The sequence below is a fragment of the Stutzerimonas sp. FeSN7 genome, from assembly GCF_030263795.1.
In the GTDB taxonomy this organism is placed as follows: Bacteria; Pseudomonadota; Gammaproteobacteria; order Pseudomonadales; family Pseudomonadaceae; genus Stutzerimonas; species Stutzerimonas stutzeri.
Genome location: NZ_JARPMN010000001.1, coordinates 2,561,593 through 2,574,751, shown reverse-complemented (window position 1 = coordinate 2,574,751; position 13,159 = coordinate 2,561,593). Strand labels below are relative to the sequence as shown.

General features: G+C 64.8%; 11 protein-coding genes. 5 read left to right on the top strand and 6 right to left on the bottom strand.

Annotated features, from left to right (window positions below; all coding sequences use genetic code 11):
* Positions 1-73 precede the first annotated feature (73 nt).
* A complete protein-coding gene (gene rlmM / locus P5703_RS12055; protein ID WP_084903143.1) occupies positions 74-1,123 on the top strand; it encodes a 23S rRNA (cytidine(2498)-2'-O)-methyltransferase RlmM in 1,050 nt (349 codons plus the stop codon).
* A 72-nt stretch (positions 1,124-1,195) separates the two neighbouring features.
* Positions 1,196-1,447: a sulfurtransferase TusA gene (gene tusA, locus P5703_RS12050; protein ID WP_011912999.1), complete on the top strand. Its 252-nt coding sequence runs from the start codon at positions 1,196-1,198 to the stop codon at positions 1,445-1,447.
* A gap of 41 nt (positions 1,448-1,488) precedes the next feature.
* Here tusA and P5703_RS12045 read toward each other — a convergent pair whose 3' ends face one another.
* Genes P5703_RS12045 through coxB form a run of 4 tightly spaced genes read right to left on the bottom strand, consistent with a single transcriptional unit; the run spans position 1,489 to position 6,108 of the window.
* Entirely contained in the window at positions 1,489-2,343 is an 855-nt protein-coding gene (locus P5703_RS12045; RefSeq protein WP_285587079.1) for a cytochrome c oxidase assembly protein, read from the bottom strand.
* The gene (locus P5703_RS12040) at positions 2,334-2,693 is read right to left on the bottom strand and encodes a hypothetical protein (RefSeq protein WP_020306155.1); all 360 of its coding nucleotides are present in this window, start codon (positions 2,691-2,693) and stop codon (positions 2,334-2,336) included. Before P5703_RS12040 ends, P5703_RS12045 begins: the two co-directional genes overlap by 10 nt.
* Complete coding sequence (gene ctaD / locus P5703_RS12035) at positions 2,693-5,221, bottom strand: cytochrome c oxidase subunit I (RefSeq protein ID WP_285587076.1); 2,529 nt, start codon at positions 5,219-5,221, stop codon at positions 2,693-2,695. Before ctaD ends, P5703_RS12040 begins: the two co-directional genes overlap by 1 nt.
* The gene (gene coxB / locus P5703_RS12030; RefSeq protein ID WP_285587074.1) at positions 5,218-6,108 is read right to left on the bottom strand and encodes a cytochrome c oxidase subunit II; all 891 of its coding nucleotides are present in this window, start codon (positions 6,106-6,108) and stop codon (positions 5,218-5,220) included. Before coxB ends, ctaD begins: the two co-directional genes overlap by 4 nt.
* 147 nt (positions 6,109-6,255) lie before the next feature.
* Here coxB and P5703_RS12025 point away from each other — a divergent pair, with 147 nt between their 5' ends.
* The gene (locus tag P5703_RS12025) at positions 6,256-6,735 is read left to right on the top strand and encodes a DUF2231 domain-containing protein (RefSeq protein ID WP_013982584.1); all 480 of its coding nucleotides are present in this window, start codon (positions 6,256-6,258) and stop codon (positions 6,733-6,735) included.
* Between the two features lie 102 nt (positions 6,736-6,837).
* On the opposite strand, the gene P5703_RS12020 is transcribed toward P5703_RS12025, so the two are convergent.
* Positions 6,838-7,251, bottom strand: coding sequence for a CopD family protein (locus P5703_RS12020; protein ID WP_011913003.1), 414 nt, complete (start codon positions 7,249-7,251; stop codon positions 6,838-6,840).
* 105 nt (positions 7,252-7,356) lie between these two features.
* On the bottom strand, positions 7,357-8,208 hold the full coding sequence (locus P5703_RS12015) for an ion transporter (protein ID WP_125920891.1): 852 nt from the start codon (positions 8,206-8,208) through the stop codon (positions 7,357-7,359).
* A 189-nt stretch (positions 8,209-8,397) separates the two neighbouring features.
* Here P5703_RS12015 and moaA point away from each other — a divergent pair, with 189 nt between their 5' ends.
* Positions 8,398-9,393 (top strand): GTP 3',8-cyclase MoaA, encoded by a 996-nt coding sequence (gene moaA, locus P5703_RS12010; protein ID WP_013982585.1) that lies wholly within the window; start codon positions 8,398-8,400, stop codon positions 9,391-9,393.
* Positions 9,394-9,627: 234 nt separating this feature from the next.
* On the top strand, positions 9,628-13,116 hold the full coding sequence (gene smc, locus P5703_RS12005; protein ID WP_285587070.1) for a chromosome segregation protein SMC: 3,489 nt from the start codon (positions 9,628-9,630) through the stop codon (positions 13,114-13,116).
* The last annotated feature ends 43 nt before the right edge of the window (positions 13,117-13,159 follow it).

Below are 13,159 nucleotides of genomic sequence, written 5' to 3'. Positions count from 1 at the left end.
GCGGGCGAGGGTTCCCGCGGTCGGCTATGATGCGCGGCTTTGGCGCAGACCCGACCGCTCACAGGAGCCGAACATGAATACATTGTTGCTGCATTGCCGCCCCGGGTTCGAAGGCGAGGTCTGTGCCGAAATCAGTGAGCACGCCGCCATCCTCGAAGTCGCCGGCTATGCCAAGGCGCGGCCTGACAGCGCCTGTGCCGAGTTCATCTGCAGCGAGCCCGGCGGCGCCGAAAGGCTGATGCGCCGGCTGCGCTTCGCCGATCTGATTTTTCCGCGGCAATGGGCACGTGGCGACTACCTGCAGCTTCCGGAAACCGATCGCATCAGCGTGTTGCTGGCGCACCTGGCGGACTACCCGGTGTGCGGCAGCCTGTGGCTGGAGGTGCTGGATACCAACGATGGCAAGGAGCTTTCCAACTTCTGCCGCAAGTTCGAGGCGCCGCTGCGCAAGGCGCTGGTCAAGGCCGGGCGCCTCGACGAGCAGGGCAAGGGGCCGCGCCTTCTGCTCACGTTCAAGAGCGGTCGCGAAGTATTCGTCGGCATCGCCGAGGCGAACAACAGCGCGCTGTGGCCGATGGGCATCCCGCGCCTGAAGTTTCCGCGCCAGGCACCCAGCCGCTCGACGCTCAAGCTGGAGGAGGCCTGGCACCATTTCATCCCGCGTGAGCAGTGGGATACGCGGCTGGCGGCGGGCATGACCGGAGTCGATCTCGGCGCGGCGCCGGGCGGCTGGACCTGGCAGCTGGTCAACCGGCATATCAAGGTCAGCGCGGTGGACAACGGGCCGATGAACGCCGACCTGATGGATTCCGGGCTGGTGGAACATTTTCGCGCCGACGGCTTTACCTTCCGCCCGAAAAGGCCGGTGGACTGGATGGTCTGCGACATCGTCGAAAAGCCGGCGCGCAATGCTGCGCTGCTGGAAACCTGGATCGGCGAGGGCCTGTGCCGCGAGGCGGTGGTGAACCTCAAGTTGCCGATGAAGCAGCGCTACGCCGAGGTCAAGCGCCTGCTCGAACGTATTGCCGACGGGCTGGCCGAACGCGGCGTCAAGGCCAGTATTGGCTGCAAGCAGCTGTATCACGACCGGGAAGAGGTGACCTGTCACCTGCGCCGCCTCTGATCGTTGATCGGCAGCGGATGACCTGTTCTCCCGCTTGCGCCACAATGCACGCCTGTTTTCCGGAGCCCACTGATGAGCCAATCAGCTGAAATGACTGTCGACGCCGTTCTCGACGCCACCGGCCTGAACTGTCCCGAGCCGGTGATGATGCTGCACAACAAGGTGCGCGACCTGGCTGGCGGGGCCATGCTCAAGGTCATCGCTACCGATCCCTCGACCCAGCGCGACATTCCCAAGTTCTGCGTGTTCCTCGGCCATGATCTGGTCGAACAGCAGGCCGAGGCCGGTACCTATCTGTACTGGATTCGCAAGAAACTCGACTGACCGCGCCTTCCCGCAGGGCCGACGCTCGGCGCCGTTGCGTGTCAGAGATCGGGCGCGGCGGCTCGCGTATTCTGCCGCCGCCACATGCGGGTCAGCCAGCGCCAGGCGATCCAGCCGCCGCCGATCAGGTAGATCAGCCCCCCCGGCACCCACATGATCAGCCCGGCCAGCTGCTGATCTTCCACTGAGCGGCCTTCACCGTAGAACGACACGCTACCGAAGGTGAGCAGGGCGCCCAGCAGACCGGTGTGCATCAGCGTCAGCAGCACCGCCATCAGTGCCTGTGGAACCTGCTTCGGGTTCGCGCGCAGCACCGACCACCAGAACAGCCAGCCGGTGAACAGGAAGCATGCATGCTCGAAGGCATGCCACCAGAGGTTGTCCAGCGCCAGCACATAGAGCTTCGGTGTGTGCCAGATCCAGATCACCGCGCCATGCAGCAGCGCCAGCAGCGTGGGGTAGCGCCCGGCACGCAGGATCCCGGTCCATAGCGGATGGGCGAGGCGGCCGGTGACCCCGCGCCATTGCGGCAGCGGTCGCGCCAGCGCCCACAGCGGGGCGATCACGATGATGAACAGCATGTGTTGAGTCATGTGCCAGGCTGTGCTGGTTTCCGCCCAGTCGTCGATGGGGCCGAACACCGAGAACACCACCAGCAGCATTGCCGCGTGAAAGCAGAGGGCTTCATGGCGCCGCGGCGCAACCTTGCGACCGCCGAGCAGGTACAGCAGCCAGGCCGCTGCCACCAGCAAAGCGGTCAGCAGCAGCGGCGCGCGGTCGAGCACATGGGCGTCGAACAGGCCGTGGGCGAAGGCAGGCGTCGATACACTCAGGGCTACCGGCAACGTCAGCAGTCCCGGTGATATTCGCCGTTTGGCTCGGGAGATCACAGGCATGGCGGTATCTGCAACAGCGGAATGCCGACGAACAGCGTGGCCAGGGCCGCGATGAAGTGAATCCCCGCAGCGATCTTGGTGACGAACTGCTGCCGTTCGTTCTGTTCCTCCGGTGCCCGCGACAGACGCCAGAAATAGCGCGCCATCCACAGCAGCAACGCGAGGGTCAGCAGGGTCAGGGCACCCAGGCTGCCGTTCAGCCAGTTCCATACGCCCTGGGCCGGGTCGGGCGGGCTGAGCTTGCAGATCACCGCCTGGCCGCCATACATGGCGATGAACCACAGGCTCCAGATGATCAGGCCGATCGGAATCTGGATCGGATGGTAGGGCGACGTCCGCGCATACCTCATCACGCACCTCCCCAGGTGGCCGGAAACAGCACGATGGCCGCATAGCTGACCCAGAGCACACCCAGGTTGTAGTACCAGAGCTGCTCGACCACGACGGGCTCGTATGGCGCCTTGTCGCCCACGTAACCGAGGGCTACGCGCCATGCCTGCAGACCGGTGAGCACCGCTGCCAGCGTGCAATGGATCAGGCTGTACGCGAGCATCACGAACACCACGGCATCATGTGCGGTTTCGGTAGGTGCCAGCCCCGCGCTCAGCATCAGCCACAGCAGCATCACCGACTGCGCCAGTGCCAGCAGCCCCAGCCACGCCAGCTGCGCCATCAGCCCGTGGTGCGTGCCGGCCCGCAGGCGCTTGATCAGACGGTGCAGCCAGAGCGTGCCCGCACTCAGCAGCACGGCGCTGGCGAACATCAGCCAGCCGTTGAGCTGGCTCTCCGGCACCCGCCATTGCGGCGAAACGGTCCAGAGGTAGAACCAGCCGAACAGCAGCGACAGATACAGCGCGCCGTTGGCCAACAGCGTTACGCCCATGCCCCACAGGCCCGGCCCGTCGAAGGTGCGTGAATGCAGCGGCGGCTCACCGGGCTGGGTATGGGCATCCGGCGCGGCGGCGGGGTGGGCACCGTTCTCCCACGACCAGCGCAGCAGTACCACCACTGTCGCCACGGTCGCGCCGAGGGCGACCCAGTAGAACTTGTTCAGCAGGCTGAGGCAGAGCACGGCGAGGAACACGGACGCGATGAACGGCAGCCAGCTGTTGCCCGGTAGGTGAATGATCTCGCGCACCTTGCCGGTCAGCGGGTCGCTGCCCCAGGTCTCCCGGCGGCCATGATCGATGACCGTCAGCGCGTGCTCGCCTCGGGCTACGCTGTCTGGCAGGTCCGGGTCCTTCCATAGCGGGTGGCGATCGGTTACGTCCGGCAGGCTGACGAAGTTGTAGGCGCTCGGTGGCAGGCAGGTGGCCCACTCCAGCGTATCAGCCTGCCAGGGGTTCTTCGGCGCCGGCTTGCCGAAACGAAAGTGCAGGACGATATCCAGCAGGATGGTCGCGACGCCCACCGCCATGATGAAGCTGCCGATGGAGGACACCAGGTTGGGCATGTCCCAGCCCAGTCCCGTGTCATAGGTGTAGACCCGCCGCGGCATGCCGATCAGCCCGGTCCAGTGCATGATCAGGAAGGTCACGTTGAAGCCGATGAAGAACAGCCAGAAGCCCCAACGGCCGAGCTTGGCCGAGGGCATGCGGCCAGAGAAGTGTGGCAGCCAGTAATACAGCCCGGCCATCAGCGGGAAAACCATGCCGCCCACCAGCACGTAGTGCATGTGAGCAACCACGAAATGGGTGTCGTGTACCTGCCAGTCGAACGGCACCAGCGCCAGCATTACCCCGGTCAGGCCGCCGGCGACGAAGACGATCAGAAAGCCCACCAGCCAGAGCATTGGCACCCTGTACACCGGCTTGCCGAGCCAGAGTGTCGCCAGCCAGGCGAAGATCTGCACGCCGGTGGGGATTGCCACCAGCATGCTCGCCGCCGAGAAGAACGCTGTGGCCAGCTGCGGAATGCCGACCGTGAACATGTGGTGCACCCACAGCCCGAAACTGATGAAGCCGGTGGTCAGCACGCCCAGCACCACCCAGCGGTAGCCCACCAGCGGACGCTGGCAGAACACCGGGATCAGCGTCGAGACGATTCCCGCGCCCGGCAGGAAGATGATGTACACCTCGGGGTGGCCGAACAGCCAGAACAGGTGCTGCCAGAGCACCGGGTCGCCGCCCCGGGCGACATCGAAGAACGGCATGCCGGCCGCGCGCTCCAGCTCCAGCAGAATGGAGCCGAGGATCAATGGCGGGAAGCCGACCACGATCATCATGGCCATCACCAGGATGTACCAGGCGTACAGCGGCATCTTGTGCAGCGCCATGCCGTTGGTACGGGTGCGCAGGATCGACACCACCAGCTCGACCCCCGCCGACACCGCGGAAATCTCCACGAAGGTGATGCCGAGCAGCCAGAAATCCGAGTTCACCCCCGGCGTATGCGCTGAACTGGACAGCGGCGTGTACATGAACCAGCCGGCCTTCGGCGCGATGTCGAGGAGGATGCTCGACAGCAGGATCAGCCCGCCGAACAGGTAGCAGTAATAGCCCAGCGCGGACAGCCGCGGGAATACCAGGTCGCGGGCGCCGATCATCTTCGGGATCAGGTAGACCGCCAGCCCCTCCATCATCGGCACGGCGAAGAGGAACATCATCACCGTGCCATGCATGGTGAAGACCTGGTTGTAGACGTCCGGCTCCATCAGCTCGTAGCCGGGCAGGGCGAGCTGCGTGCGGATCAGCATCGCCAGCAGGCCGCCGACGAGGAAGAAGAAGGCGCCGGTCACCAGGAAGCGAAGACCAATGCTGGTGTGGTTGACGATGGTCAGCGCGCGCCAGCCGCGCGGGTTGCCCCACACCTCGTTGAACTGGTCGTGCAGCTGGTCAGGGTCGGTGGCGGGGGCGCCAGTGTTACGGGTCGGGGTCATGGAGCGAGCGTCTCCAGCCAGTCGGCAAGCTGGCCGAGGGTTTCTTCGGGAATGTCATCGTGGCGGGGCATGGCAATGCCGTGCTTGATGCTCTGATGATCGCTGAGCCAGCGGCGCAGGCCTTCGGCGTCGTTTGCAATCACCCCGGCACCCAGCGTCGGGCGGGTCGCCAGGTCGCTCAGATCCGGGGCGCGATTGCCGTCACTGACACCGGCGACGCGGTGGCACTGCCCGCAGCGCTCGTCGAACACCTGGCCGGCGGCGCCGCCCGGCGGCTGGTGCTCACGCCCGGTGCGGGCCTCGATCCAGGTGGCGAACGCATCGGCTTCGAGTGCTTCGACATGCAGGATCATGTGCGCGTGCTGGCTGCCGCAGAACTCCGAACACTGCCCGCGGAAGACGCCAGTCTGGGAGGCCTGCAGACGCAGGGTGTTGGTTCGCCCGGGGACCATGTCCAGCTTGCCCCCCAGGCGCGGCACCCAGAATGAGTGGATCACGTCGGCGCTGGTGACCTCGACGTCGACGGGGCGGTCCACCGGCAGGATGAACTGGTTGGCCGTCACCACGCCGCTTTCCGGATAACGCACCTCCCACCACCACTGATGGCCGATCACCTGAACCCGCAGCGGCTGTTCGCCTTCCACCGGCAGCGGCAGCATGCTGCGTCCGGTAGGGATGCCGAAGGCCAGCAGCGCGACGATGCTGACCGTGGGCAGGACGAGGCCGCCACCGATGATCCAGCGCCGGTTGATGCGCTTGGCCTCTTCGGCGCTGTGGGTGCGCGGCTGACGCAGCATGGCGTAGATCCACAGCGCGCTGACCACCACCAGCACCACCACGGAGAAGCCGAACATCGCCCACCAGACATTAGCCACATCGCGCGCCATGGGGCCGGCCGGCGACAGCGCCGATTGCGGCCCCTCGCAGCCGAGCAGCGAAGGAACTGCCAGCGCCAGCGTGGTCCATTTGAAAGGGTTGCCGCCTCGTCTCGTTGAGCGGGCGGCCTGTTTCAGTTTGGAGCCTGGGAGGGCCGGATGGCCACAGAACGCGAGTCCATCAACAGTAACGCTGCCATTGCGGGCCATCCGCTGCACCCGATGATGATCCATTTCCCGGTCGCTGCCCTGATCGGTCTGGTGCCGGCGGACCTGGCCTACCTCTGGACTCTCGACGAGTTCTGGTGGCGTGCTGCGCTCTGGCTGTCCGGCGTCGGCGCGATCGGCGGCTGGATCGCCAGCATCGCGGGTGTCATCGACCTGGTATCGGTCCAGCAGATCCGCCGCAAGGTCACCGCCTGGTGCCATGCGATCCTGGCGGTGATGATGCTGTCGTTGGCCTCGCTGAACTGGCTGCTGCGCTACCAGGGCATGGACCGCGGCGACGGCGACGCGATGTGGGGGCTGTATCTCTCGCTGCTTACGGCCGTGCTGATCTCCCTGGCCGCTTTCCTTGGCGGGCGGCTGGTCTACGAGCACGCGGTCGGTGTGGATCTGGATGGCGAGCAGGCGCCCTGAGCCGTCGCAACGACGTGCCGGAGACGGCCAGCTCGGGCAGGCGGGATGGGAATGGTCGAGGCGGGCCGGGCGATCGGTCATGCGAGGTGGTCATTCCTTGAGTCAGAAGGGTTTGGCCAGTACCAGCCACAGGGTCAGGGCAATCAGAACCGGCACCAGTACTCCCAGTGCCATGCACTGGTATGTGACGCCGCGCTCCGGCTCACGTTCGATACGCAGGACCAGAACGCCACACAGCGCATGACAGAGCGCCATGGCGGTGACCACCGTGAGTTTCATGATCAGCCAGCCGGCGAGGGTGCCGTCACGCAGGAACAATGCCGTGCCGGACCCAATGGCCAGTAGCGCGGCCGGTGTGCTGATGAGGGTGAAGACCATGCGGGTGAGGTGGGCATGGTCGCGGTAGAACAGCTGCTCGCTGCGCTTGGTGCCAGCGGCGATCATCGCCGGAAGATAGAGCAGCGAGCCGCACCAGCAGAGCAGGGCGGCGAAATGCAGCAGTTTGAGCAAGGGCATGCCGGTCTCCATCCTGCCTGACGCGAATCTGAGGATGTGACAGTGGCGCTTCAGGGCAGTTCGTCGCTTTTGCCGGCGAACTGCCTTCCCGGTCGTTCGCGGGCGTCAGCTTTGTGTCTGCTGCTCTCGCGGCTCGAACAGCTGGCTGCCGCAGCGGCTGCAGAATGCTGCGTTGGGTTCGTGGGTGAGCTTGTCGCAGGTGGGGCAGTTGTGGCGCAGGCTGTCCTGGCGCATCGCATTGGCCAGCTCGGCGGTGAAGATGCCGGTCGGCACGGCGATGATCGAGTAACCAGTGATCATCACCACGGTGGCCAGCGCCTTGCCCAGCGGTGTCAGCGGGACGATGTCGCCGAATCCGACGGTGGTCAGGGTGACTACCGCCCAGTAGATGCTTATCGGAATGCTGGTGAAGCCGTTGCTCGGGCCCTCGATGACGTACATCAACGTGCCGTAGACGATGATCAGGGTGGTCACGCTGAGCAGGAAGACAATAATCTTCTGCCGACTGCCCTGCAGCGCCACCAGCAGGAAGTTGGCCTGGCTGAGATAGGGCGCGAGCTTGAGGACGCGGAATATCCGCAGCATCCGGATGACGCGCACCACCAGCAGGTACTGCGCATCCGGGAACAGCAGGGCGATGAAGGCCGGCAGCACCGAGAACAGGTCCACCATGCCGTAGAAGCTGAGGATGTACTTGCGGGGTTCGGGGTGAGTGTAGATGCGCAGCACGTACTCGACGGCGAAGATCGCCGTGAAGCCCCATTCCAGATTGGTCAGCAGCTGGCCGTGCCGCTCGTTGAACGAGGCGATGCTGTCGAGCATCACCACCACCAGGCTGGCGAAGATGATCACCAGCAGCCAGGTGTCGAAGCGCTTGCCGGCCGGGGTGTTGGTGAAAAAGATGATGGTGTAAAGGCGCTCACGCCAGCTCATCGCTTTCAGGGAGTCGTTGTCCATTGGCCGTGGTCTCTCGCATGGGTGGCAGATTTCGCGGTCGCCTGCCAAAGCGGCCCATTAAAGCATTGCCCCGGGCCGGCTGCATGCCACTCGGTGGCGTTGGCGGTACGCCATTGGTAACGTCGCTTTGCCTGAATCGTACTTAGCGCATAGTCTGAACACAGGCGCATCCCGCAGTTGGAGAGTTCCATGCCCGATTCCCAGTTGGTCGACCCATTCGGCCGGCGCATCACCTACCTGAGGTTGTCGGTAACCGACCGCTGCGATTTTCGCTGCACCTATTGCATGAGCGAGGACATGGTCTTCGCGCCCCGTGCGCAGATCCTCACGCTCGAAGAGCTCTATGCGGTGGCCGATGCCTTCATCAGCCTGGGCGTCAAACGCATCCGCGTGACGGGTGGCGAACCGCTGGTGCGCAAGGGGCTGACCGGCTTGTTGGCGCGGCTCGGTGCGCGCAACGAACTGGAAGATCTGGCCATCACCACCAACGGCTCGCAGTTGCCGAGCCTGGCTGCATCGCTGCGTGAAGCCGGCGTGAGACGGCTTAATATCAGCCTCGACTCGCTCAAACGCGAGCGTTTCGCCGAGCTGACCCGCCGTGATCGGCTCGACCAGGTGCTCGAAGGCATCGAGGCTGCGCGTAGCGCCGGCTTCAAACGCATCAAGCTCAACAGCGTGGTGCAGAAGGGCCGCAACGACGACGAGATTCTCGACCTGGTGGAGTTCGCCATCGAGCGTGGGCTGGATATCAGTTTCATCGAAGAGATGCCGCTGGGCAGCGTGTCCAGCCATCAGCGCCAGATAACCTTCTGCTCCAGCGACGAGGTACGTGAGCGCATCGAGGCACGCCATACGCTGGTGCGTAGCAGCCATGCCACAGGTGGTCCTTCGCGCTACTGGCAGGTGGCCGGCAGCGAGACGCAGGTCGGCTTCATCTCGCCGCACAGCAACAACTTCTGCGGCAGCTGCAACCGCGTGCGCGTGACAGCCGAGGGCAAGCTCGTGCTGTGCCTTGGCCACGAGGGCGCGCTGGATCTGAAAAGCCTGATGCGGCGCTATCCGGGCGACAGCGAGCGCCTGCGCAACGCCCTGGTGGATGCGTTGCAGCTCAAGCCGGAAAAGCATCACTTCCGCACCGACGAGCAGGTTCAGGTGGTGCGTTTCATGAGCATGACCGGCGGCTGAGACCGTTTCGTCTTCCATTCACTGAATGGCGCTTCATTTCCTTGATCATCCTGTCGCCATAGAGCATGGCGTGGCCCGCGGCTGCGTTTCTGTGCACCGACGCGCTGCGAGTCAACCGGGGTGCCGTGATAAACTTCGCGGCTTCTTGCCAGCAGCCCAATCGATGCCAGGAATCCCGATGCTCATGGCGACTCCGCTTGTTCGTTCCCCCGTCGACCGCCACGGATAGGCCGCATGCGACTGAAAAGCATCAAACTCGCCGGTTTCAAATCCTTCGTCGATCCCACTACGGTCAGCTTCCCGAGCAACATGGCGGCGGTGGTCGGCCCGAACGGCTGCGGAAAATCCAACATCATCGACGCCGTGCGCTGGGTCATGGGCGAAAGCTCGGCGAAGAACCTGCGCGGCGAGTCGATGACCGATGTCATCTTCAATGGCTCCAATACCCGCAAGCCGGTAACCCAGGCGAGCATCGAGCTGATCTTCGACAACTCCGACGGTACGCTTACCGGCGAGTACGCCGCCTTCGCCGAAATCTCCATCCGCCGTCGCGTCACCCGTGACTCGCAGAACACCTACTTTCTCAACGGCGTGAAGTGCCGGCGCCGCGACATCACCGACATCTTCCTCGGCACCGGGCTCGGGCCGCGCAGCTATTCGATCATCGAGCAGGGCATGATCTCCAAGCTGATCGAGGCCAAGCCGGAGGATCTACGCAACTTCATCGAGGAGGCGGCCGGCATCTCCAAGTACAAGGAGCGTCGGCGCGAAACCGAGAATCGCATCCGCCGCACTCACGAGAATCTGGCGCGCCTGACCGACCTGCGCGAAGAGCTGGAACGCCAGCTCGAACGCCTGCACCGTCAGGCGCAGTCGGCGGAGAAGTATCAGGAATACAAGGCCGAAGAGCGCCAGCTAAAGGCGCAGCTGTCGGCACTTCGTTGGCAGGCCTTGAACGAGCAGGTCGGCCAGCGCGAGCAGGTCATCGGCGATCAGGAGGTCGCCTTCGAGGCTCTGGTGGCCGAGCAGCGCAGTGCCGATGCGAGCATCGAGCGCCTGCGTGACGGTCACCATGAGCTGTCCGAACGTTTCAATCAGGTGCAGGGTCGCTTCTATTCGGTGGGCGGCGATATCGCACGTGTCGAGCAGAGCATCCAGCATGGCCAGCAGCGCCTGCGCCAGTTGCAGGACGACCTGCGCGAGGCGGAGCAGGCGCGGCTGGAGACTGAATCGCACCTCGGCCACGACCGCACGCTGATCGCTACCTTGGGTGAAGAGCTGGCGATGCTCGAGCCCGAGCAGGAGCTGTCCGACGCTGCTGCCGAGGAGTCTGCCGCCCAGCTGGAAGAAGCCGAAGCCGCCATGCAGGCCTGGCAGGAGCAGTGGGAGCGCTTCAACCAGCACAGCGCCGAGCCGCGCCGCGCCGCGGAAGTGCAGCAATCACGCATCCAGCAGCTGGAGCAGAGCCTGGAACGCCTGGCCGAGCGGCAGCGCCGTCTGGATGACGAGCGTGCGTTGCTGGCGGCCGACCCGGAAGATGTCGCGATCCTTGAATTGGACGAGCAGCTTGCGGCCAGTGAGCTCGAGCTCGAAGCATTCGCCGCGGCGGGCGAAGCGCTCAATGAACGTCTTGAGCAGCTGCGTGAAGAGTTGCAGCTGGCGACCCGAACCCAGCAGCAGGCGCAAGGTGAACTGCAGCGGCTGAACGGGCGAATCGCGTCGCTGGAGGCGTTGCAGCAGGCGGCAATGGAGCCGGGCAAGGGCGTCGCTGAATGGTTGCGCGAACAGGGGCTGGACCAGCGCCCACGCCTGGCGGATGGGCTGCGGGTCGAGCCGGGCTGGGAGCTGGCGGTGGAAACCGTGCTGGGCGCAGATCTACAAGCGGTGCTGCTGGACGATTTCGCCAAGGTCGAGCTTGCAGGCTTCCAACAGGGCGCATTGAATCTGGTCAGCGCGCCGCGCGGCGGTGACCGCCGCCCGGGCAGCCTGCTGGAGCGGGTCGAGTCGGCGCTTGATCTTTCGCCATGGCTGGGCCACGTGCGACCGGTCGAGTCGCTGGAACGCGCATTGGCCGAGCGCCCGTCGCTGGCGGAGGGCGAGAGTCTGGTCAGCCGGGATGGCTATTGGGTCGGCCGGCATTTTCTGCGGGTGCGTCGCGCCAGCGAGGCGGAATCCGGCGTGTTGGCGCGTGGGCAGGAACTGCAGCGTCTGCTGGCCGAGCGTGATGAACGCGAAGCGAGCCTGGCGGCGATGGAGGATCGCGTCGCCGCGTTGAGCGGCGAACAGTCCCGACTCGAAGGTGAGCGCGAGCTGCAACGTCGTCAGCAACAGGAAGAAGCACGCAAGCACAGTGACCTCAAGGCCAGGCTGTCGGCCGGTCAGGCGCGGCTGGAACAGCTAGCGCTGCGTCGTCGTCGGCTGGACGAGGAGCTTGCCGAGCAGCAGGAACAGCGCGAGATCGAGACCGAACAGCTGGGTGAAGCGCGCCTGCAGTTGCAGGAAGCGCTGGAGACGATGGCGCAAGACACCGAGCAGCGCGAAACCCTGCTGGCCAGCCGCGATGGCATCCGCGAGCGGCTCGATCGTATCCGCCAGGACGCCCGGCAGCACAAGGATCATGCCCATCAGCTGGCACTGACGGTCGGGTCGCTCAGGGCGCAGCACGAGTCGACGCGTCAGGCCCTGGAGCGGCTGGAGCAGCAGTTCGAGCGCGCCGTCGAACGCCGCGAGCAGCTGACGCTGAACCTGGAGGAGGGCGAGGCACCGCTGGAAGAGCTGCGGATGAAGCTCGAAGAGCTGCTGGAGCGCCGCATGGGCGTCGAGGACGAGCTCAAGCACGCGCGGCTGGCCCTGGAGGACGCCGACCGCGAGTTGCGTGATGCCGAGAAACGGCGCACGCAGGCCGAGCAGCAGGCACAGCTCCTGCGTGGGCAGCTGGAGCAGCAACGGCTGGATTGGCAAGGGCTGAGCGTCCGGCGCAAGGCGTTGCAGGATCAGCTGCAAGAGGACGGCTACGACCTGCACGGCGTGCTCGGCACACTCCCTGCCGATGCAAGCGAGCCGAGCTGGGAAGCGGAGCTGGAGCGGCTGAGCCAGCGCATTCAGCGTCTGGGGCCGATCAACCTGGCGGCGATCGATGAGTATCAGCAGCAGTCGGAACGCAAGCGCTATCTCGACGCGCAGAACGATGATCTGGTCGAGGCGCTGGACACACTGGAAAACGTCATCCGCAAGATCGACCGGGAAACGCGCAACCGCTTCAAGGAAACCTTCGACCAGATCAACAGCGGTTTGCAGGCGCTCTTTCCGAAAGTCTTCGGTGGCGGTAACGCTTATCTGGAACTTACAGGGGAAGATTTACTCGATACCGGGGTGGCCATCATGGCGCGCCCGCCCGGAAAGAAGAACAGCACCATCCATCTACTGTCCGGCGGCGAGAAAGCGCTGACTGCGCTGGCGCTGGTATTTGCGATCTTCCAGCTCAATCCGGCGCCGTTCTGCATGCTCGACGAAGTTGATGCGCCATTGGATGACGCCAACGTCGGTCGCTATGCGCGGTTGGTTAAGGAGATGTCGGAGAAAGTTCAGTTCATCTATATCACCCATAACAAGATCGCCATGGAAATGGCCGATCAACTGATGGGGGTGACCATGCATGAGCCAGGCTGCTCGCGGCTGGTGGCGGTGGACGTCGAGCAGGCCGTTGCGCTTGCCGAAGCCTAGGATTAAGCCGCTTGTTTGAGCGTTTTTGATACAAGGAAGGGCA